Consider the following 22293-nt stretch of genomic DNA (forward strand, 5'->3'; position numbering starts at 1 on the left):
TTCGATCCACCGGTAAGATCAAATTACTTTCAAAAATTCCTGCCTAAGTGTATCGTATTTTCTTCGAGATTGATTTTCTCCTTCCAATTTTCTGTCCAGTTGGTCGTAGTCGAGCACGGAAAGAACGTGGAATACCTCGGATAAAAGAGATTCTCTAAAGCCGACAAAAAAAGCCATACGATACAGCCACGGAACTTTCTTCCCCAAGCAAGCCAAAGCGGCTCCGCAAAAGGCCTCACGAAACGCTTCTTTATTAAACCAAGTTCCGATTCGATTTCTCCTAGCATAAATCATTAAGAGAAATGATAACGCGGTTTCAGACTCAAAGGAATATTTATCCTCTAATTGGCCGAAAATTGCCAAAACTGTCGCTTCCGAATTAGGACAAACGCAGAGACAAGGTCCTTTTGCTCCAAAGTATACGATGCTAAGAAATTCCGAATCTTCCTCCAAACTTTTAGGAAGTTTTGTTCCGGAAAAATCGGCGCCCTCCAATCTCAAGAATCTTGCCATCGGCGGATCCGCACCCGGAAGGGCTTGGCGCAAACTTCGATCAATTTTGCGATTTTCCATCTCCTTCTTATATTCTTCCGATGCGATTGCCTTCGTACCGATCGAAGACAAGATCGCCAAGATATCGGATTCAAAAGAAGAAACGATCGTTTGCGAAAATTTATGCCATTCCCCGACGAACATCCTATCTCTGGTGAGTATAGGAGCTTCTATTAATTCATCGTAAGAAACGTCCAAGAAAGATTCTCGATAAGTTCGTATTTCATTTTCAAGCGTAGGAATCGCATTGGTCAATTTCGGTAGTAATTGATATTTATAAAGATTTTTCGTTTTTTTAAAAAGAGAATCCGCTTCGGCCTCCGGCACATACACGTAGCCGAAATTCTTGGTGGGAATTACGAATCCTTCTTCCCTCATAAAAGCGTCGATCTGTTCCTCTGCTTCAGCCACCGCATCGTCGCGAATAAGTTCCGGCATGCGAATTCTTTCCAAATAGCCGATTAAGACTTCGTTAGACGAACGGCGCGGCCCGATCCATTTTCCGGAAAGAACCTCGTCTAAAAGAACGTCCAATTTGCGGTTTCGACTAGTTTGATTTTCGATCGTATAATTTCTGACAGCCCAGGCCGATCGACGATGAATTTCCAGGATTAAATTTTTGAACGCTTCTCGATCGCGAACAGTATCTCCTTTTGCCGAAACGAGATGTAATACTACTTCTCCTTCGCGTTTTTCCTTACGATACTTTATTCGTGGAACCAGAACAACCAAACCTTCCTTTAATAGCGATTCCACTCGGGAGTACGTCTTACGATCCCAATCAATCTCCGCATTCAATGTTGGAAGCTTTCCGTCCGACAAACCTTCCGGGCGGGAATTAATTCTCGATAACGTTAATAGACTTTCCGTTTCCGTATCAAAATAAGAGCGCGGTCCCGAATGAATTTTTAACTCCATTCGCAGACTCGGATGGTTCATCCTCGCGATGTTTTCTTTCGCAGAAGATTCGATCGTTTCGGCTTTCATTAGCGAAGGTTCCCTGATTCCCCACTCCATTTAACACCAGTTTTGCCTTAGTTGCTTTCAAAATTTCATTCGTTTATCTCTTTTTTTAAACATCCTAATCTTTTTTGTAATACGAAAGGATTAGATTATAATATTTTAAACTACTAATTCTTTCATAAGAGACATAGGCCCTGAACCCTCTTTTTAACCGCTCCGAACGCGGCATTTACTGAAAATCAGAAATAAACTTCGGCACAAACTTTTCGTAAGCGGGAATTATTTTAACGATAATCCTGAAAGGAAATTCTTATACGCAAATTTGAAGATTATAAAAGCGAAAATCGTATCTATATTCTGCATAGAATTAGCTTGAATTCATTCGATAAAAAAGCCTCATTTACTTCGGTCAATTACCGATGACGGCGGCAATATGAAGAATTTACTCCAATCAATAATATATGCGGTTTCTATTATAGTAAGCGTATTTTCGCTTGTTTACATCGTAAACTATCATCCCACCGATGTAATGAAATGGCAGGACCCTTATCACCAGGATCGTCCTGTCGCAAAAGGATCGACCATAATGGTAGCGAGCGGTCATCCGTTTGCGACCAAGGTTGCACTCGACATACTGAAAAAAGGTGGAACCGCAGCGGACGCAGGCGTCGCCGCGCTACTAGTTTTAAACGTAACCCAAGGAGAGGAGGCATCGTTTCCCGGGGTCGCACCCCTTTTATATTTCAATGCACAAACCGGAAAGGTAGAAAGCTACATAGGCGCCGGTAAGGCCCCGGCAAAAGCAACAATAGAATATTTTAAATCAAGAGGTTATAAAACCGTTCCAACGTTGAAATATTCTTCACAACTAATCCCCGCCTCCCCCGACGTAATCATATCGCTTTTAAAGAAATACGGAACTATGTCATTTTCCGAAATAAGCGAGCCCGCTGTCAGAATCGCCGAAGAAGGTTTCCCTGTTCATAAAATTTTATTACGAAACGTTAATATGAATTTCTTCAAAAGACTCGGTTTTTCGATATTACTACCCTATAATGCTCAAATCTACATGCACGGTAGATGGTGGAGACCGTTACACCTGAACGAGAGATTTACCCGTCCCGATTTAGCAAAAACATTTCGAGAACTAGCAGGTGCCGAGCTCGCAGCGAAGAAAGAAGGTAAGAATCGGGAATCCTCCTTGGAGGCGGTTCGCGACTATTTTTACAAAGGCCCTATCGCGAAAAAAATTGTGGAGGCTCATGAAAAACAGGACGGAACTATGATTTTAGAGGATTTCACCAGTTACGCAGGCGGTTGGGAGGAACCTCTAACGGGTACATTCGGATCTTATAAAATATTCGCCAATAGGACCTGGAACCAAGGTGCGGTAGTGCCCATCGTTCTTCAGATATTGGATGGCATCGATTTAAAATCGATGGGCCATAATTCCCCTCTATATGTTCATACCGTGATACAAGCGATCGAGCTGGCCATGGCCGATCGGGAAAAATATTTCGGAGACCCTGAATTTACGTATGTTCCAATCAAAGGATTGCTTAGTAAAGGATATGCGGAAAGCAGAAGAACGCTTCTTCGAAAATTTGCCTTCGCTAAAATGCCTCCCCACGGTAATCCTTTCGCTTTTGAATCGACAAGACTTTCGACTCAAGGATTAGATATCGAATTTAAAGAAAATTACGGCAAAGAATACATTGCTAAAACAGAGTATTCTATTATGACTCCCAATTTTTGGGAGAAAACCGGAAGCGGTAAATTCGGAAGAGACACGACGTATCTAAGTATCATCGATTCAAAAGGAAATTCGCTCTCATTAACTCCTAGCGATTTTCCTCAGTCTCCGATGATCGACGGTGATTTAACCTTAGGAATTCGAATGACTCAATTTCGTTTAGATCCGCTTCATCCTTCCTCTTTGATTCCCGGAAAAAGGCCTACGATCACTCCCAATGCCTCTATGGTATTCAAAAATGGAAAATTTTTAATGAGTTTAGGTACGCCCGGCGGCGATATGCAAACACAAGGCATTGTTCAGACTTTTTTAAATATAGTCGTTTTCGGGATGAACCCTCAAGAGGCAGTTAACGCGCCTCGTTTCCGATCTTTAAACTGGCCGGATTCATTTTCTCCGCATACCTATTCTCCCGGACGAATCGAGTTGGAAAAAGATATCTACGACAAGCAAGCCTCCGCTCTTAGATCGATAGGTTACGACGTCAAGGGCCGTGAAAAATGGGAGTATGATTTTGGAGCACCTTGTGTTTCCATGCGTGACCCGAATACCGGTAAACTTTTCGGAGGAGCGGACCCTAGAAAAGAATCTTGGGCAGAAGGGGAATGAAAGTCGCAGTATTACTTTACCGTAGCTATTGGAAAGTCTTGTCCATGTTGAGCCGTATAAGGATATTGTTCTTTTTTAAAATACTCTTTAGCAATCTCGGGAACCCTTCGGTTAATGTAAGGTATTAATTCTCCTACGGACATGGTCTTTGCTTTACCTGCTTTTCCTTCGAAAGCTTCCAATATGCTCGTCGTTAATAGTCCATGGCCGGTTATAATGGATTCCCATGCGTATTGTTTCTTCAAAGATGCTGCCACCACCCAAACGCCCGCAGTTTTGGCGAATATTCCTAAGGCGGCCTGATCTTCCGATCCGCCTCGCATTGTTACGAGCCAATCGCCTCCGGATTGGCAAGTATCGATCATTACGAATTTCTTTGTGGCATCTATTCTTGAAACGAGTTTAATTAACTCCTGTTGAGAAAGACCGGATTGAATTGCTTGAATGTTATTGCCCGGGTTCTCCTGAGGCAAAAAATAATACGTGCGCTCCTCCGAAAGGCCGTGACCTGCGATATAGATCACCGCCACATCCTCGGGTCGAGCTTTCTCGGCAGCTAAAGCGAATACTCGCTCGATTCCGCTCTTGCTAGCGTCTTTATCGAATGCTTCATACACGTACGTTGCTGAAAAAAGATCCACAGCCTTTTCTCGAATCGAATCACGAATCGCTTTTGCATCCGCTACGGCATATTTTAGGTTGAGATCGGTATTCTTGTATTGATCGATTCCTATAACGACTATATGTAAAGCCGGCTTCGGAATGGGTCCTGAAACTTTATCCGAATCGATATTTAAATTTTTAGAATAAGCGGCCATGCCGAGTTGACTCTTAGCCACCGCTTGAAACGTATTTGCACCGGAAATCAGAGACGCGGAAATTTTCTGAGTGGTACACTTTCCTTCGTTTTGAATTTTAATTCCCCGAATTTTTTCCAAATCGATTAGCGAACCGTTATGATATAGAAGCAGTTCCTTTACACCGCCGCCGGTATCGCAGGACTTAATTTCCAAATCGATTTTCTGCTCTTTAGGCCTGGGTGTAGTCGCGATCGTTAGCAGGACGGATGGTGCCGGCGATTCCTTATACAACTCGGCGATATTTTTTTGAGGTTTTGCGCCATTGACTTCGCTTAATAGTTCAGAATAAAGGTTAGGCGTATATAACCTGTCAAAAAACTGATCGATATTCACTACTTGGCCGGATATTTTATCCTCGAATTCGATTGAGTCGGCGGAATGAGAATCATCATATTCGAATCGTCCGTCTTCCGTAAAAACAACCTTTCCCCGTTCCGTTAATATGACGTTTCCTAAGCGCCTTCCTTTTAAATTCCAGAATATATGAGAACCGTCCGTACTTGAGGTAATTAAGATTTCCCCCTTATGTAGGAATTTTATATCGGTCAAATCCTCGGTGTGACCTTCTAGTTCGGCAACTTTTTCGCCGGATAAATTCCAAATCCTTGCCGTTCTATCCTGACTCGCCGTTGCAATTAATTTCCCATTAGGAGAAAAAGCGATGCTCGAAAGCGAAGAGGAATGTCCTAAAAATTCCCGAATCTTCTCCCCTTTCATATTCCAAAGTATCGCTTTGTTATCGAGACCGCCCGATGCAAAAATTGAATTATCAGGCGAGATCGCAACAGCCGAAACCGAAGCTCCATGGCCTTCCATTTCTTTTAACAACTTTCCCTTAACCTGCCAAATCGAAACCTTTCCATCGTCGGAACCGGCTACGAGAAACTTTCCATCTTTCGAAGCATCGATCGAAGTGATCGCATCCGTATGAAATACGTAACGATAGACTAATTTACCGGTCAGATCCCATTGATAAATCTTTCCATCGTCCGATGCAGTATAAAAACTTTTCCCATCCGGTGCAAATAATACGGCTTGGATCCAACCCTCGCTACTATGCGTAGATAAAAGTTTTCGACCGTTACTGTCCCAAAGAGTAGCCGTATCTCCATCGCCTTTAGTAAGTATCTTATCTCCGAGAGGCGAAAAAGAGACTGATGTTACGGGACTTGTGTTTTCGGAAAGAGTTAAGAAATTCCGATTATTAAGACTCCAGATTCGAGCGGTCTTGTCCTCGCATCCTGAAACGAACGTATTGCCGTCTGAGGAAACCGAAATACTTAATACTCCGGATGAACGCGCGATTTTCGGTATAAAAGTTTCCTCAACGATATCGGATTCGATTTCGGGGCGAATAGGAGTCGATCCTTCCAATAATAAAAGAACCGCCGCTACTACCGCCCTGGAATACCAATTTTTCATTGCGAACGCCTTCTTTTATCCATCGAAATTATTCCGATCGGTTGGGTTCCGGTTTTCCGCCCAACTGAGGATTTATGATTACCGGTAATGAATCCTTTCCAAGCGGATAATAGATTATTTTATTATTCGGATTTTCCAACGCCTTATATTGAATATATTTCGTCGTCAATTTACTGTTAATCATCTCTTGCGCCTCTGCCGTGGCTCTCGCTTTGATTACGCTGGACTTAGCTTCCGCTTCGGCTTCTATAATTCGAATTTCCGCCTCTCGCTTTGCTTTCATGCGTTCCATTTCATTATCCTTCTGAGTGATTCGGATTTGAAATTTCATCGCTTCCAACTGTTGTTCTTTCGTTAACTTCTCTTCGATAGCTTGAAAGATTTTCTGGCTGTAATTTATATCGCTTAACACTACATCGTCGACTTCGACATGCTTACCTTGAATACGCCTCGTGACTTCGGTCTTGATCTCCTTCTCGATGTCCGGAGTCTTTTTGGAAATTTGTATCATCGGATAACTCGTCATCACGTTCCGAATGCATGTGCGGAATTCTGGTTGCACGACCATATTATAAAAGTCGCGACCGATTTTCGTCTGCAATTCAAAGACTTCCTCGACGATCGGTTTAATAATGATCGTGGCGATAACTTCTATCCTCAAATCATCGCGAGTAATTACTTCCACTTTTTCAGTGTGAGACTGAAGTTGAACAGGGTATTGTATGACTTGTTCAAAAAATCCGATCGGATAATTTCCCGGTGGAAGAGATTTTTTTTCTAAGGTTCGATTCCAAGGATCGAATCTTAGTCCGACATGACCCGGTGGAACGGTCGCGTAACAGCCCATTAACGAAAAGATTAAAAACATACCCCACCAATTTCTTTTCTTCATTCTCGTAACTCTCCGATAAAATTAACTGTCTACTTACGCGGGTCTTCGGGATTTTCCCGAATTTTCCGTTTTAACCGAACTTGACTATAGTTCGGTTCTTTGCCAGTTACAATCCATTTTCCAATTTGACCCCTCTTAACTAGCGGAACGTTTCCGTAACAATTCACTCTTTATGCGATTCCAAAAATTCTTGCGAAAGATACGGCTACTCAATATCTTCATTCTTAAGTAGATTCCCTCTAATTTCTCATAGAATCGATCGTAGGAGATCCCGTTGAAAAAAAGAAGACTCGGTAAAAGCGGCTTGGTAGTTTCCGAAATTTGCATGGGAACTATGACATTCGGATCAAGTTGCGAAGAGCGGGAAGCCCATCGCATTTTAGATAGAGCCTTTGACGCGGATATCGACTTTTATGATACTGCGGAAGTCTATCCGGTTCCACCTGAGGAACGATACGTACATGAAACGGAACGAATTTTTGGAAAATGGCTAAAAACGAAAAAAAGGGAATCGATTCTGATCGCGACCAAAGTCTGCGGACCCGGTCACGGCTGGTTTTCACCACCTGTTCGCTCCGGCAAAACGTCCTTAGATAAACGAAATATTAAAATCGCGATCGAGGGTAGTCTTCGTAGATTAGGGACCGATTATATCGATTTATATCAAACTCACTGGCCCGACCACGATTTCGGATATGAAGAAACCTTAGCAGCTTTGACCGAATTAATCGACGAAGGTAAAGTTCGCTACATCGGTAGTAGCAACGAAACTGCCTGGGGAACTATGAAAAGCCTCTCGGTCTCCGAAAAGAATGCTTTGGCGAGATACGAATCGATACAGAATAATTTCAGCATTCTAAATCGACGCTTTGAGGACGCATTATCCGATATTTGCCGAAGGGAGACTATTAGCCTATTACCCTATTCTCCGTTAGCCGGCGGAGTATTAACCGGAAAATATAACCAACCGTCGCCGCCCGAAAACGCAAGATTTAGTCGTTATGCGAAGCTTCCCACCGAAAGACAGCGTCGAATGGCAAATCGATTCTTAAATGAAGGAACTCTTTCCTCGGTCTCCGAGTTGAGTAAAATCGCCGAAGAAGCGGGGATCAGTGTGGCGGCACTTTCGATAGCTTGGTCCAAACAACACGATTATGTGGCTTCCACGATCATAGGAGCAAATACGGTCGAGCAATTGGAAGAAAACCTAAAGGCGGCAGATTTACTGTTATCGGATGATGTATTAAAGAAAATTGATGAAGTTTCGAAGAAAATTCCGTATCCGATGGGCTAATCCTCAAAACCGACTTCGTATTCGGAAATCGTCTCCATTTTTTGTCCGTTAAAGTTGGGGAACGACTTAAAGAAACTTGCGATTAGATAAGGGACTACGTCGAATAAGTATCCAGAACGCCCTTCACCTTCTATATTCGCTTCCAATAGGACGCTAAACGGTTTTCCTCGATAGACTCGTCCGTCGTAAATAAGCATTTTAAAAATAATATCATAATAGCTCGTATCAAAATAGCTTCGAGCATAGGAACGCTGGTAAGCTCCATATCCGCCGCCGAAATAATAACCCCCAAAGCCGGAATACCCGCCGGCGCTTCCGTAGCCCCCGGCCAAACCTCCTAAAAAGGGAATGCCGAATGAACTCCTGACGGTATCTCCATCCGAATGATAACGTAATCCTCTACGAGTCAGCCAACCTCCGCTCGCCCCTAATGGGATTGAATTTGGAATTACGGTCCCTCTAGGATAGGTTAAAATATCGTAAGCAATCAAGAGATCGGCTCGATTCACCTCGACTTCCCGAAATCCTTTTTCGATGAATTTCAATCTAATTAAATCTTCGTGTTCCGCGATCTGAATGCGGCTTGCTTCTCCGGCGAAAGGAAGAAACGCAAAAGTTTTTGCGTACAAGGAAATCTGACGCGACTGACTAACCTCGACGCCGGATTTCACGACCAATGGTGAACAGGAAATTGAGTAAATAAACAGAAGGAAAAATCGAATCCTCATGTTCTAGCCTTCCTTGTTAGACGAATAAGACCCGCATGGAAACAAAATCGGCTCAAAACTTTTTTTATAACAAATCGTTGGAAATATGTTTTAAATAATCGATTTCTCGTTTCATTGAACCGATTCGTAAATACGAAATTACTTAAACGGGGATTATTATTACCTACCTCTTGTGAAGTAGCTTTTCTAGGTCTTCATTTAGACCGAATAGGACCAGAATATCGTTCTCTTTAAGAATCATATGCGGTTGGAGAATTCCGAGAATTTCCTCGGAGCCGGAATCCTTTCGATTTTTTTTCGGACGCTTTACCGTAATCAAGTTAAGATTCCAATCTTCCCGTATTTTACACTCGGACAAGGTTTTCCCGAGCATATGCTTCGGTAAAACGATCTCTAAGATACGATATTCGTCTCCGAGTGAAGTCACTCCCTTGACTCCTCGATAAATCAATTGCTGCGCCATCGAATGTGCAGCCTCTTCTTCCGGGTTAAAGAGGTTCGTTATGCCTAACATTTGCAAGACTCGCTTGTTTAAATCGGATTGATATCTTGCGTAAATATTTTCGACTTTTATTTTTTTAAGAACATCGGCAGTAACGATGAGGTTTTCAAAATTATCTCCGATGGCCAAAACTACGGCATCCATCTCGTCTATGCCGTGTTCACTTAGCTCGGCCTCGTCGGTAGAATCGATCGCTACTGCATACGTGCAATACTCCTTAATTTTTTCCACCTTGGAATGGTCTTGATCGACTGCGGTTACTTCCTGTCCCTCTTCGTACAACCGTTTGACTAACTCGACGCCGAAGTCTCCCAATCCGATGACCGCGATCCTTTTTCTTTTCATTAAATCCCTTTTCCCTCAGCCTACAACAACGTATTCTTCTGGATACCAGTATCGTCTAGGCTTTCTCTTCGGAACAAAGGCCAAAAGAAATGTTAAAACCCCGACCCTTCCCACGAACATAACGGCGCATAATATTAACTTTCCTATCGTTCCTATTTCAGATGTTACTCCTCGTGACAATCCTGTCGTTCCGTAAGCGGACACAACCTCATAACAAATATCTAAAAAAGGCATCGGCTTTTCAAAGCAGATCATTCCGAAGATTCCGATAAAAATCACAAATAGGGAAAGAATAATCGCGACCGATGCTCTCGCAAGCGAACTGTCCGCCAACGTCCTGCCGAACACGTCCACGCGATCTTTACCTACCAAGTATTGATGGAATTGTAAAACGGAAACGGCAAAAGTCGAAGTCTTAATTCCTCCGCCCGTCGAGTTCGGCGAGGCTCCAACCCACATTAAAAACAAACTGATAAAAATCATAGGAGAACCCATCTCGGTCATATCTAACGTATTAAATCCAGCGGTCCGAGTGGAGACGGAATAAAATAAGGAATGAAACGCCTGATCGTACCAGAGCAATCCCTTCAAGCTGAGATTTCTTTCTAAAAGCCAGTAAGAGATCCAGCCGAACGATAAAAGAAATCCCGTAGTTATTAGAATCAATTTTGTTCCTACTGTTAAGCGAACTGGATTTAATCTCCTTAAAAACCATGCTTTCCTGATTAATTGACTCACTGTCGGGAACCCAAGTCCTCCAAGAACGATAAGAGCCATAATCCCCGACAACATCCCGTATGATTCCTTTAGGAACTCCTGCCCCAGCCCTTTCGGGAAAAGCGAAAAGCCCGCGTTGCAAAAAGAACTAACGGCATGGAAAATGCTGTAAAAAAATAAGTTCTCGTTCTGTATTAAGCCGCCTTTGGGAAAAACGCAATAGATATAGAATGCCCCGATGGCTTCGATCGAAAAAGTAAGATACGCGACTTGTTTCAGAATCGAGCCCGCTTTTCCGATCGTCTCTTGGCTAAACAAATCCTTGACTAGAAGTTTCTCCGTTACGGAAACCTGACCTTCCAGGACGAGCGAAAAAAATACCGTCAAAGTCATTAAACCGAGTCCGCCTAATTGGATGAGAGAAACCAGAATTACTTGACCGGTTCCGGTCAATTGAGAGCTAACATCGATCGTACTTAAGCCCGTTACGCAAACGGCGCTGACTGCGGTAAAAAATAAATCGACCAAAGGAGTTTCAATCGCTTGAGCTCGAGGCAAGGATAACGATGCGGTCCCGAGAAGGATGAGAAATGCGAAACTTGACGTCATAATTAAGGAAGGAGAAACTCTTCCAAGAGATACTTTTGCTCTTCTAAGGAAATGCGCGAGGCCGCTAAAGAGTAAGGTCAGTTGACTGATCGACAAAAATAACAGAACCGCTTCCTCTGCTTTCGGTTTATAGGCGACGAACAAAGATTCGATTTCTTTTTCGAAATAGAACTGAAGAACTACAAGAAGTATAACGCCCGCCTCCAGTTTATGTGTGGAGAGATAAATTTTGTAGGGATGAAGCGTAAAAACAAAACCTAAAATTTCGTATAGAACCAGATACCAAACGGCGAAAGTCGTTAATAAGCGAAGCGGATGCACCCACTCCTTCGGATAATAGAACCCGTAAAGTAATATTAGAAGAACTAAAGATAGCAAACCTGTTAAAGCGAATAAAATTCTTAGGAAAGGTCTGATTGATTTTTCAAAAAAAAGGGACAACTCTCCCCAAAAGGAAAACCATTTTTCCTTAGAAGGCATGAATGGAGGAAATAGATCCAAATTGTTTGACCTAGAAATTCGCTCTAAGTAAATCCATCTCGAATCTATTTTCAGAATTGCGAGTGAATGGCCCCAATCCTGGAAACGCTGTCGGATGAATCGTTTCTGAAAGTCTATCCGGAACAGTCGGATTCGGGGTCGGGCTTTCCGGCTGATTCTCCAATTTCATTCTATCATATTCGTTTAAATCCGACCAAGCATTGGCAAAAGCAAGGGTCGCTCCCACACCGAATACGATCCATCCTCCCGGTAACGTCTTTTCATATCCAGGTTTAAAAAAACTTAATGCACCGTAAGATAAGCCGCCCGCGAGCGGCAGTGTCATAAAAAAGATGATGGAGAATCTTCGAAGTCTAGTTTCCGTGTACGGTTCTCTTTCTTTCCCGAAATCAGTTAACTTCTTTTTTCTATCCCGTTCTTGCGTCTGTTGCCGTTCCAAGGCTTCGATATTCACTTCTCCGGTTATCGGATTGAATAGTCCGTCATCTTGCCTAGTCTGAGTCGGATTTGTGGTTCTGCGAGTTCCTTGGGCTCCCGTCGAGGTCGGAAGCGCGTTCTGAAACGGGATTTGCGCGTTTTTCGGATTTACCAAAATCGGTTTATCGAATTTCGGCGGAATAGCATATTCTTGAAATCCATCCGGCGATTTTTCGTCCTGATAATTCCTTAAATTATAATCGTACGGATCGGAAAAATCGCTTTGAACTTGGCCGATAATGGAATAACTCGAAAAAAATACGATAAGCCCGGAAGCAAAAAGTCGGCTCGAAATCGTAGCCGTTAAATGAAGAAAAATTCCGTAAACTTTCATTCGATCTCTAAGCCTTTACTTAGAAAGTTCTTGTCTTCCGGACAAAATCTCGGACGTATACGAAAAAGAATTCTTGCGAATCTTTTCGAGCAATTCTTTAGGAAGACCCATTTGCTCCGCCTTGGTATACTCTTTCCGAATCTCCGTACCGAAAATACCAGGGTCGTCGGTGGATATCGTAACTTTGAGTCCGGTTTCTACAAACCGTAAAAGCGGATGATGACCTATCTCTCGAACCATTCCGATATACTCGTTAGAACTAGGACAAGACTCGATCACTGCGTCGGTTTCGAAAATCTTGTCCATACAATAGTTTTGAAAAGCCCTCGTTTCCGACAAGGACGTTTCGGTAGCCGGAATTTCTATCCTTTCCTTATGTCGGATCGAATCCAATTCGGCGCCTATTCTATTTCTATTGGGAAGTTCTCCGAACTTTGAAATCTCTTCCCATCTTTCGTATAAAAATTCCAGCGTGTCTCTTCTTTCGGCTGCCGTTTCGACAAAATTTTCTCCCCGATAACCGTCCGGATTCACACCCAAAGCGATCGCATGGCCTAAACGATGAGCTCCCCATTCGGCGGACTGAAGCACCCACCTAACCGCGGAGATTAAACTCTTATCCTGAAACGATTCTCCCACATGATACAGAATGGCCAGAGCCGTAGAAGGTTCGGATTTATTATCATTATTGACTTGTAGGAAAAAATCCCTTTTACCCTTAGGCGGAAATCCCTCTTCTATATAACAAAAATCTAAAGCGACTACGTATTTTCGAATCAAGGAATCCTTTTCCATAAGACCTTTTATGATTTCATATTCACGAAAAAAATCCCCGTCTCGATGAAGGGAAATAACCAACCTAGATTGCGCGAGGCCGCTCAATTCCGATTCGGCTTCGGCAAATCCTTCGCATGCGGCCGTCGTCTTTGCGGCGACATTCTCGTCGGTTTCATTCGGAGCATACATAATCCGATATTCTCCGAATGTGACGCCTTCCTGGTATTGAGCTAGGGTGATTTGCTTTGCTATGAATCGGATTTCAGTCGCATCGAATTTTGAGAGAGCGATGATGAGGTTAAACTTGGCTTGGAATTCCGGGAAAGGACCTTTGTGATTAAAAAGATAAAGTCTTCGAAACAATTCAGGATCCCCGTAGTCTTCGAAGAAGGTCGACGGTTGAATTCTCTTTCCGTACAATTCCTCAAACGGACGAAGAAATATTTCCCAGCGAGGATTCGGATTTTTCTTCCCCATTTCCCATAATAATTCAGGGCGTATACTTCCATAGAGATGATTATGAAGGTCGGCGAATTCCGTTTTTATCCCGGTTCCCATGATTTGCATAAACGTAATACCACTGTGACAGCTCGATGCGAAGAAGAAACCGTTTTTCGAAGAAAAAATGCTGGTTACGAGGCTTCCCGCAATGAAGCTGGAAATTGATTGGACACCTTTTTAAAAAAGATACGTAGAACTTATAGATTCAGTCGACTCAACACTTCCATTCTATTCTTAGCCGTTCCTGTCGTTTTGGCGATGATCAGTCAGACGGTGGTTTGGTCCACGGATTCGATCATGGTAGGTTATTTAGGCAAAGAAGCTTTGGCCGCGATCGGAATGGGCGGAATCAGCTATTACACTCTTGTTGCATTTCTCATCGGTTTCTCCATGGGAATTCAGATTATCGTAGCGAGAAGATTCGGAGAAGGCAGATCAAATGAAATCGGGAAGATAGGAATTACCACTCTGTATTTTTCTCTATTTTTAGGCGCGGTGATCACCGCGTTAGGACCGCTCATCTCTTCACCTCTTATGAATTTGATCGGCGCCGATAAAGCGGTGAGCCTCTTAGGAGAAAGTTACTTAACGTATCGATTCTTAGGTAGCGGTTTTTACTTCATCGGTTTTTGTTTTAGGGGATTCATGGACGGCCTAGGATTTACGACCGCGGGCTTCGTTTCGATGGCAGTAACAACACTTTCTAATATTCTTTTGAACTGGATTTTCATATACGGAAATTGTGGAGCTCCCGCAATGGGAATCGCAGGAGCCGGACTAGCTTCCTCTCTAGCGGGTTTAGCCGGATTACTCGTTTTCCCTTTCTTTCTATTTAGATACAAAGCGAATCGATATTTTAAAGGTATTCGAGCGATTCCTACTCGGGCACATCTACTTGAAATTTTTCGAGTAGGAATCCCACCGGGATTAGAGGAAGGATTCGTCAACGTCGCCTTTATGATCTTTGTTAAATTCCAAGGAATGATTTCGATCGTATCGGTTGCAGCATCCAATATTTTGTTTTCTACATTAAGTATGGCTTTTCTTCCGGGTTATGCTTTCGGAGTTGCAGCCACAACTTTACTGGGTCAAGCAATGGGAGCAAGAAAGTATAAACTGGCATATCACGCGGCTTTCCGATCCGCTTTCTTTTCAGCGCACGTAATGGGATTAGTCGGTCTGGCTTTCATCATTTTTGGAAGAAACATTCTAAATATTTACACTCGAGATATGGAATTAGTTGAAGAATGCTATCCGGCATTAGTCCTCCTAGGAGTAATCCAGATCGGAGACGCTTATCATATGGTCATAGGGGCCGCACTTCGCGGTGCCGGATTACAGGCCCATGTCTTCCGTATTTACATGTTGGTGACGTACCTAATAATGCTCCCTTGCGCTTACTTATTCGGGATTTATTTCAAAGGGGGAACCTTGGGAATTTGGGCCGCCATATTTATCTGGATTGCAACGCTCTCCGGAACCTTTGTACTCGAATTTAGAAGGAAAAAATGGGTGAAGGGAACGGTCTAAACGTTCTTGCCTGGAAAACAAAACCGGTTTTTTTGGTTCCAGAATGAAAAAGGCGCTAATTACCGGCATTACCGGACAAGACGGATCCTACTTAACAGAACTTCTCCTAAGCAAAGACTATGAAGTCCATGGGATCGTGCGCCGATCCAGCTCATTGAATCGGGATCGTATCGAGCATTTGCGCGGAAATCCGCAGCTGTTCCTGCATTACGGGGATTTGACGGATTCCAGTAACTTAAATCGGGTTTTAGAGAAGGTTCAACCCGAAGAAATTTATAATTTAGCTGCCCAGTCCCATGTCGGTGTGTCTTTCGAAGTTCCCGAATACACGGCGGAAGTGGATGCAGTCGGAACTTTAAGAATCCTTGATGCGATTAAGCAAACTGGTGTTAAATCCCGATTCTACCAAGCGTCCACCTCGGAGCTTTATGGAAAAGTTCAGGCGATTCCTCAAGACGAGAAAACTCCGTTCTATCCTCGATCTCCCTATGCGGTGGCAAAATTATACGCGTACTGGGCGGTAGTAAACTATCGGGAAGCGTTCGGATTGCACGCTTCCAACGGAATTCTGTTTAATCACGAATCGCCTCGTAGGGGGGAAGGTTTCGTTACTCGTAAAATCACGCTTGGTGTGGCCGGGTTGCTTTCAGGTAAAAGCGGTCCGATCCGACTCGGAAACCTCGATGCAAAACGCGATTGGGGATTTGCGAAAGATTATGTGGAAATGATGTGGATGATGTTACAACAACCCGAGCCGGATGATTACGTAGTAGCAACTAACGAAATGCATACTGTCCGGGAATTCGTGGAAGAATCTTTCAAACATTTAAATATACAAGTCGAGTGGAAAGGATCCGGAGATCAGGAAAAAGGATATGACAAGAAAGACGGAAAGCTTCTCGTTCAAGTGGACCCGAACTTCTATCGTCCTGCGGAAGTCGAATTGCTGATAGGTAATCCGGAAAAAGCCAGAAAGAAACTCGGATGGGAACCGAAAGTAAAATTCAAAGAGTTAGTCGAAATCATGATCAAGTCCGATTGCAAAGCATTCGGCATCCAGATTTAAGTAGAAACGGTTCGGCGATTTCACCAGCCTTCTCCGCCGTCGGCGTCTCGCCATAAATACCAGGAAAAAATCGTGCGGTAGGGAGAAAACCTGCCGGCGAACGAAAGTATCTCTTTTTTGGAATCTCTATGAATTCCAAAATGTCTTTCTATCGATTTGCGAAGAATGAGATCATTCAAAGAAAAATGATCCCAACGATCCAACGCAAACATTAAAACCATTTCCGCGGTCCAAGGGCCCACTCCTTTAATGGAACAAAGAAATTCGAGAACTTTCTCGTCTTCGAGCTTTCTAAGTTTCCGATCCGAAATTTCTCCGGACTCGTAGGCGGATGCAATTCGCTTCACAGTATCGGCCTTCGCAAAGGAAAGCCCTGCGGATCGTAATTGTTCTGTTCTCAATCCGAGTAAAAGATTCGGTTCCGGAAAACGCTTACGGCTTCCGAATCTTTCGATTACTCGGTTCTCCATCGTCGCTGCCGCTTTAACGGAAAGTTGCTGGCTGATTACCGATTTAATTAGGACGTGATAGGGGGACCCGACCATTTTCAATGTGCAAGGTCCGACTTTAGATATCAGCTTACGCAAGACCGGATCTTTTCTTCGAAGCCAGCTTTCCGCCTTGCGGAGTCTTACTTCACGCTCCATTTGATCTCGATCGTTAGGCTCGTTTTTTGAGCTTCATATCCATTTGGGATTTTTTACGGAAGATCTGAACCAATTTTTCCAACTCTACAAGATCGGTGCAGGAAAGTTTTCCTTGATCAAGTTTTATGAATTTATTCTTCGATATCAGATCAAGAACCAGATTCTCGTCTTTAGGATAGGCTAAACCTATCATTTTAAGTAAATCCTTCGTTCCGATTTCAAAGTTATAATTTGCTTTCGGAACGACCTTGACTCTATTTTTTTCCGCGAGAGTAAGAAGCGTATCGGCTATCCTACCTTGCGGATCGGTAATAAGTAAGTTAGCTAGCTGTTTGTAAGCCGTCCAAATTCGCTCGGATAATAAAGTAATCAATCGAGTCGCAAGCTGAGGCTGAGCTTTTACCATTCCCTCGAAGTTCGCTTTATTAATGGCAAGTAATTGGATTTCTTCTCCCCATGCGATTGCGGAAGCGGATCGAGGTTTATTATCCAGTAAAGCCATCTCTCCGAAAATATCCCCGCTTTGCAAAACCGCTAGGAGAACTTCGTTCGAATCCACGATTTTCGTGATCTTCACTCTACCATGTTGAATGATGTATAACTCTCTTCCCGGTTCGTGCTCGCAGAAAATCATTTCGTTGTCCGAATAGGAACGGTTAAATTTCGTATAATCAATGGCCGCGGAAGCGACCGGTTGATTCATCGTCTGAAGCTTTAGTTTTGCCTGAGTCGCAAATTGTCCGTTGGGTAAATATTGCAGATACTTTTGAAATGCGTAAGCGGCATGAAGATTATTCTTTTGATTAAAATAATATTCGCCGATTGCAAAGAGTTGATTCGGATCTTCTTCAACCGCCGAACGAAAAGAAAGGCGGGTAATCGTTGAATCGAATTGCCGGAGTTTCATCGAGAAATACCGGATGATTTTCATCGCAACCGGGGTGTTTTTTTGGATCAGTGTCCCGAATTGATCGTAGCTGACTTGAATTAAAGAAACGTCGGTTAATGCGATTGCCGACTCGATCTGGGCATGTTGACTCATTGCAGCAACGACGCCGAAGAAATCCCCCGGGCCGAGCAATTGATTCGGGTCCTCGCCGACCACCTGGTTCTCGCGGGCGACACGCACCTTTCCCTGCCGGATAATGAAGAAGTTATGAGCTTCTTTCTTACCTTCGACAATGACATAGGACCCTTTCGGGAAATTCACGATTTGAAAGAAGCCGTTGGACATACTTTACCAGTGATTAAAAAATTCCGCCGCCGGAGTTCAACTATAAACTAGTATCGGCTTTTAACCGGAGATTTAGGACCGAAATCCTCGAGTTCCCCTATTTTTCCCGACAAGAATCCGCCTCGGATGAAGGCTCCACGTCGGAAAGAACATCCAAACCGGAAAATTCCAGGGCTGCCTTTTCGGCCATCACCCGAGAATATGACTGCCTGCAAATGGACGAAAATACTTCCTTCGCTTGGTCAATTTCTCCCATCTTCGCGAGTAGGCGTCCGGCTTCCAAGTAGGATTCCAATCCGAACTCGCCCGTAGGCTCCATTTTATAGAGGTTTAGGCTAACTTCCAGAGCTTTTTCGGGGCGATCCAGCTTTAGAAAGCAGTCTCGTAATAAAAGTAGGACTTTGGTCCTTTTTGAATTTCCGGGATAGAGTACTAGAAAACTTCTCAAACTTTCGATGGATTGGTAGAATTTTCGGTCTTTGAAGGACTCTTCCGCAATCCTGAGTAACAAATCTGAATCAGGTGGAACCGAATCTTTCGCAGGATTTCCGCCCTGAGGGAAAACGGACGCTGGGATTAATAATGATAGAAAAACTGCAACAGTGAATCGTTTAAAACGATCTTTGAAATAAAATCCGGAAAACAAAGGTACCCATCCGAGACTCAAAGGCCTTCACTATGATTATCAGTCGTTTTCCGGATTTTATGAATTACTTTTTTTTATCTATTTTTTTTCGGTGGAATTCGCAGAGGCGATATAGTCGCCCGGTAGAAGGGTTTTTCTTTGCCACCTTTGTTCCGCAAACGATGCAAAGCCCTTCTTTCCTCCGTCTTTGGTAGAGGAGTTGGACCCGCTCTGCCCCCGATAAGTTATACTTACTAACTTGAATCCGGAATCCTTTATATAGGTAATTCCCGATTGCTTCGACTGCTTGGGTCTTTACCCCTGCGACAATCTTTTCAAGATCATCGTTGGTAACTTTCTTTGGCTTCATAAACGTTAACTGACGTAACAACAGTTACATTCTTACAAAAGTAGTAAAGTGTTTTTAATTTTTCGCATAACGCGAAGTTATTTTTTTAATAAATAATTTTCCGATGATAGAAATGTTAAAAGCTCTCTCTACGTCGCCGAACAGAGGCAATGTCGACTAACGAATGTTGGTTAACGGAATACCGTAAAAAATGAAAGAAGGCAACGTTAAGACTATTTCCCGTAATTCTCGTCATTTATGGAAATTTATTTCCTGTATACGTTCATATAACGGAGGACTTGTGCAACATGCTAACGTATAAATCCGATAAATATCAATCCGGCCTAGTTTTTTATACTTATTGATACTTACTCTCTTTTAAGAATGAATTTAAACGAAATCGAAGATTCACGCGTGTATCTTTCGCCGGAATGTTTATCATTTTTATGCTAAATTTACTTCATCATCCGTATTCGTCCGTTTTAAGCGCGTTTTTATCGTTGTTAGTAAAACCGGTCCTTGTTAAAATTAGGGCGATTTAAAACTGCGGCTTCGGGGGAAAATATGAAAGTGGAATACTTTCAATGTCTAATAGACCAAAAAACTTTCACATAAAAGATTGTCCTGAACCGGATAAAATCGGAAAAAAAGATCTTTCGAGTAGATTTTTAAAGGAAAATGAGTCATATTGTAGGGACGCATTCTCCTAATTGGAGGCTTTCGTTTATGAGTGGATTCCGCTCTTTCAATTCCAAAAAGGTTTATTCTCTTATTCTTATATTTACATTTGCTTTAACGGTAGTTAATAACTGCAAACCGTCTCCAAAAGAGAAGGTTCAAAAGGTGTTAGCCGAAAACAATTTACAGGAAGTCGAAAAAATCAGAGGCGTTGCCTGGGCTTTGTTCGGCGACCGTTTAAAGGAAGTGGAAATCACTCCGATTCCGGGATCGATCCCTTCCAAATACGAGGTATATCTCGGATTCGGCGGAACTTCCGCGCTGACTTTTTTGGAGTCGGAACAATACGCCGCGAGAATGAAATTGGAATTAGCCCTGCAAAGTTACAGATTCCTTCAATCTCTTGAAGGAATCTCCTTCGGGAAATTTCGAATGAGCCTAATAAAACCGTTCTTCATTAAAAACGGGGAAGAACGGGGAACGGAAGAATTTGAAATTTTTCGGTTTCGAGCCGATGGGGACAGTTTACGTAAAATTCCCGGCTTTAAGGAAACCGATTCGTTTGCAGCGGATCGTTACGATGCACCGAGTCCGCAAGTGATTACGGTACTTTTTAAAATTGTTGAAAAATGGCATATCGAATTGGACCAATTCGCTCGAGTGGAAGTTAACTGATGAGCGATCTCATTCTCGTAGGGTAGTTAGTAAAAATTCCATCAACCCCGGCGCCCAGGCCATTCTTTAACTCTTCTTCGGTGTTCAGAGTGTAAACCAACACTTTGAATCCTTGCTCTTGAATTTTTGATACGATTTCTTTTTGGGCGATATGAAACGATAAATTTAAACTAAACGCGTTCAATCGAAACGCTAAGTCCAAAGCTTCCTCCCAATGAGGGGTCTCTTCTCCGATTAAAATACCGAGTTTTGCGTCCGTGGACAGTTCCCTTATTCTTACTAAAGAGTCCCAGCAAAAGGAGGAGAATAAAGTTTTATCCAGAGCCTTTTTATCTAAGGCGAATCGAATCAAGCTATCTTCTATCGGCATTTCTTTCGGCTCAGGTTCATAAGCGCTCGTTTTAATTTCGATATTCAAACCTAACTTTGTACTCAGTACGAAATCCCAGACATCCCAAATCTTCGGAATCGGCTCGCCGAGAAATTGAATGCTTTTCCATCCACCTGCGTCGGCTTTGCTAATCCGTTCAAAAGAAGTATCTCGCACCGGTCCGCGCATATTTGTAGTTCGATCCAAGGTATCATCGTGTATGACTACGACCTCACGATCGGCGGAAAGAGTAACATCTAGTTCTATCCAATCGGCGTCGACTTCCACCGCTTTGCGGAAAGCCAGCATCGTATTTTCGGGATATTCGCCGCTGAAACCTCGATGCGCGATTACCCACGGGCATGGAATTTCAAAAGGCTTTCCCATAAAATCAAAAGGCGAAACCGACCACTAAATTTAAGGCAAAATTAGCACCCGGATGAGTGTACCGATTCTGAAGTGCATAAGTTCTATATAATAAATCCGCGAGAGTCGCTTGATGATCCGAATAAAATAAATCGGATACTTGATAAGAATTTTTGTACGGCAAATACCAATTCCAAATTCCTTCCCATCCGAAAAAGATGCCGTTCATCGCTTGATATCGAAATCCTAATCCTAAACCGGCGTAGCTTTGCGGTCCCCAATTATATGTATCCTTTTCATAATGATAGGTGCCGCCGAGAGTTTCCCAATAAAGAATCGATTCCTGTTTTTTTCTATGCTCCCGACCCAAATGAAGAGCCACGAAGAAAGGAGAATCCAGTACATATCTCTGAATAAAAACCGAGCCCCCCCAATATTTAGTTTCGGTATCACTCAATCTTCCGTAAAAAACGGGCGGTTGAAAGTATAGCGACATGACCATCTCATTATCGAATCGATTTACATTGGTATTCGTATAACCCATCGCTCCAATCGCCCATTGAGGATTCAACAGACGAGTGTATTGAAACGAAAAAAATCTATCAAAACCGAATCCACCGATCTGATTTTTAAATTTTTCACGTATTTCAACTTGCTCCGGACCCCGCGATTTTTCCGCAGGTGGAGAAGCGTTTACCGGATTCGGCTTAGCCGGCGACTCTTTCGTTTCAGAGTCTGAAGAAGGGGGAGTTTCCGGAATTATGACGGAATCTTCCGCCAATAGGGAGAAAGGAAGCCCTAGGCAAATAAGAAGAATGATAGAGCAACAAAGGGTGCGTTTTCTTCGAAATTCGGGCATCCCGTCGAGAGACACCTAAATCAAAGAAATGTCAAGCAGGCGCGGATACAAAATAAGG

The 22293-nt window shown here is 43.1% G+C and carries 19 protein-coding genes; 5 read left to right on the plus strand and 14 right to left on the minus strand.

Annotated features, from left to right (window positions below; all coding sequences use genetic code 11):
* Positions 1-18: 18 nt before the first annotated feature.
* Positions 19-1539: a hypothetical protein gene (locus LEP1GSC058_RS12090; protein ID WP_016550309.1), complete on the minus strand. Its 1521-nt coding sequence runs from the start codon at positions 1537-1539 to the stop codon at positions 19-21.
* A 409-nt stretch (positions 1540-1948) separates the two neighbouring features.
* Here LEP1GSC058_RS12090 and LEP1GSC058_RS12095 point away from each other — a divergent pair, with 409 nt between their 5' ends.
* Complete coding sequence (locus LEP1GSC058_RS12095; protein WP_039948347.1) at positions 1949-3877, plus strand: gamma-glutamyltransferase family protein; 1929 nt, start codon at positions 1949-1951, stop codon at positions 3875-3877.
* A gap of 11 nt (positions 3878-3888) precedes the next feature.
* Here the strand turns inward: LEP1GSC058_RS12095 and LEP1GSC058_RS12100 are convergent, their stop codons facing one another.
* A complete protein-coding gene (locus tag LEP1GSC058_RS12100; protein WP_016549776.1) occupies positions 3889-6159 on the minus strand; it encodes a caspase family protein in 2271 nt (756 codons plus the stop codon).
* Between the two features lie 28 nt (positions 6160-6187).
* Positions 6188-7051 carry a prohibitin family protein gene (locus LEP1GSC058_RS12105; RefSeq protein ID WP_016550718.1) on the minus strand — a complete coding sequence of 288 codons (864 nt, stop codon included), beginning with the start codon at positions 7049-7051 and terminating at the stop codon, positions 6188-6190.
* 325 nt (positions 7052-7376) lie between these two features.
* Here LEP1GSC058_RS12105 and LEP1GSC058_RS12115 point away from each other — a divergent pair, with 325 nt between their 5' ends.
* Complete coding sequence (locus LEP1GSC058_RS12115; RefSeq protein ID WP_016550246.1) at positions 7377-8345, plus strand: aldo/keto reductase; 969 nt, start codon at positions 7377-7379, stop codon at positions 8343-8345.
* Here the strand turns inward: LEP1GSC058_RS12115 and LEP1GSC058_RS12120 are convergent.
* The 5 genes from LEP1GSC058_RS12120 to LEP1GSC058_RS12140 form a co-directional block, all read right to left on the minus strand.
* Positions 8342-9073 carry a hypothetical protein gene (locus tag LEP1GSC058_RS12120; protein WP_016549366.1) on the minus strand — a complete coding sequence of 244 codons (732 nt, stop codon included), beginning with the start codon at positions 9071-9073 and terminating at the stop codon, positions 8342-8344. The two genes, LEP1GSC058_RS12115 and LEP1GSC058_RS12120, sit on opposite strands and share 4 nt — an antisense overlap.
* Positions 9074-9236: 163 nt before the next feature.
* On the minus strand, positions 9237-9920 hold the full coding sequence (locus LEP1GSC058_RS12125) for a potassium channel family protein (RefSeq protein WP_016549507.1): 684 nt from the start codon (positions 9918-9920) through the stop codon (positions 9237-9239).
* A gap of 15 nt (positions 9921-9935) precedes the next feature.
* Entirely contained in the window at positions 9936-11726 is a 1791-nt protein-coding gene (locus LEP1GSC058_RS12130) for a TrkH family potassium uptake protein (protein ID WP_039948349.1), read from the minus strand.
* Between the two features lie 31 nt (positions 11727-11757).
* Entirely contained in the window at positions 11758-12558 is an 801-nt protein-coding gene (locus tag LEP1GSC058_RS12135) for a hypothetical protein (protein WP_016550956.1), read from the minus strand.
* A 15-nt stretch (positions 12559-12573) separates the two neighbouring features.
* On the minus strand, positions 12574-13902 hold the full coding sequence (locus tag LEP1GSC058_RS12140) for an amidohydrolase family protein (RefSeq protein ID WP_016549975.1): 1329 nt from the start codon (positions 13900-13902) through the stop codon (positions 12574-12576).
* 99 nt (positions 13903-14001) lie between these two features.
* Here LEP1GSC058_RS12140 and LEP1GSC058_RS12145 point away from each other — a divergent pair, with 99 nt between their 5' ends.
* Both LEP1GSC058_RS12145 and gmd read left to right on the plus strand, forming a co-directional pair.
* Positions 14002-15366, plus strand: coding sequence for an MATE family efflux transporter (locus LEP1GSC058_RS12145; RefSeq protein WP_016549486.1), 1365 nt, complete (start codon positions 14002-14004; stop codon positions 15364-15366).
* A gap of 43 nt (positions 15367-15409) precedes the next feature.
* On the plus strand, positions 15410-16432 hold the full coding sequence (gene gmd / locus LEP1GSC058_RS12150) for a GDP-mannose 4,6-dehydratase (protein ID WP_016550229.1): 1023 nt from the start codon (positions 15410-15412) through the stop codon (positions 16430-16432).
* Positions 16433-16452: 20 nt separating this feature from the next.
* Here gmd and LEP1GSC058_RS12155 read toward each other — a convergent pair whose 3' ends face one another.
* From LEP1GSC058_RS12155 to LEP1GSC058_RS12170, 4 genes are all read right to left on the minus strand, one after another.
* Positions 16453-17079 carry a DNA-3-methyladenine glycosylase family protein gene (locus LEP1GSC058_RS12155; protein WP_016550948.1) on the minus strand — a complete coding sequence of 209 codons (627 nt, stop codon included), beginning with the start codon at positions 17077-17079 and terminating at the stop codon, positions 16453-16455.
* A gap of 13 nt (positions 17080-17092) precedes the next feature.
* On the minus strand, positions 17093-18313 hold the full coding sequence (locus LEP1GSC058_RS12160; RefSeq protein ID WP_016549974.1) for a Crp/Fnr family transcriptional regulator: 1221 nt from the start codon (positions 18311-18313) through the stop codon (positions 17093-17095).
* A gap of 97 nt (positions 18314-18410) precedes the next feature.
* Positions 18411-18980 carry a tetratricopeptide repeat protein gene (locus LEP1GSC058_RS12165; RefSeq protein WP_232224687.1) on the minus strand — a complete coding sequence of 190 codons (570 nt, stop codon included), beginning with the start codon at positions 18978-18980 and terminating at the stop codon, positions 18411-18413.
* 43 nt (positions 18981-19023) lie between these two features.
* Positions 19024-19308, minus strand: coding sequence for an LIC10235 family protein (locus tag LEP1GSC058_RS12170; protein ID WP_010415576.1), 285 nt, complete (start codon positions 19306-19308; stop codon positions 19024-19026).
* A gap of 657 nt (positions 19309-19965) precedes the next feature.
* On the opposite strand from LEP1GSC058_RS12170, the gene LEP1GSC058_RS12175 reads away from it, so the two are divergent.
* Positions 19966-20640 (plus strand): hypothetical protein, encoded by a 675-nt coding sequence (locus LEP1GSC058_RS12175; protein WP_232224688.1) that lies wholly within the window; start codon positions 19966-19968, stop codon positions 20638-20640.
* Here LEP1GSC058_RS12175 and LEP1GSC058_RS12180 read toward each other — a convergent pair.
* Positions 20633-21397 carry a glycerophosphodiester phosphodiesterase family protein gene (locus LEP1GSC058_RS12180; RefSeq protein ID WP_016549406.1) on the minus strand — a complete coding sequence of 255 codons (765 nt, stop codon included), beginning with the start codon at positions 21395-21397 and terminating at the stop codon, positions 20633-20635. The genes LEP1GSC058_RS12175 and LEP1GSC058_RS12180 overlap by 8 nt on opposite strands.
* A gap of 4 nt (positions 21398-21401) precedes the next feature.
* On the minus strand, positions 21402-22235 hold the full coding sequence (locus tag LEP1GSC058_RS12185) for a hypothetical protein (protein ID WP_016550831.1): 834 nt from the start codon (positions 22233-22235) through the stop codon (positions 21402-21404).
* Positions 22236-22293 lie beyond the last annotated feature (58 nt).

The sequence above is a fragment of the Leptospira fainei serovar Hurstbridge str. BUT 6 genome (assembly GCF_000306235.2).
Classification (GTDB): Bacteria; Spirochaetota; Leptospiria; order Leptospirales; family Leptospiraceae; genus Leptospira_B; species Leptospira_B fainei.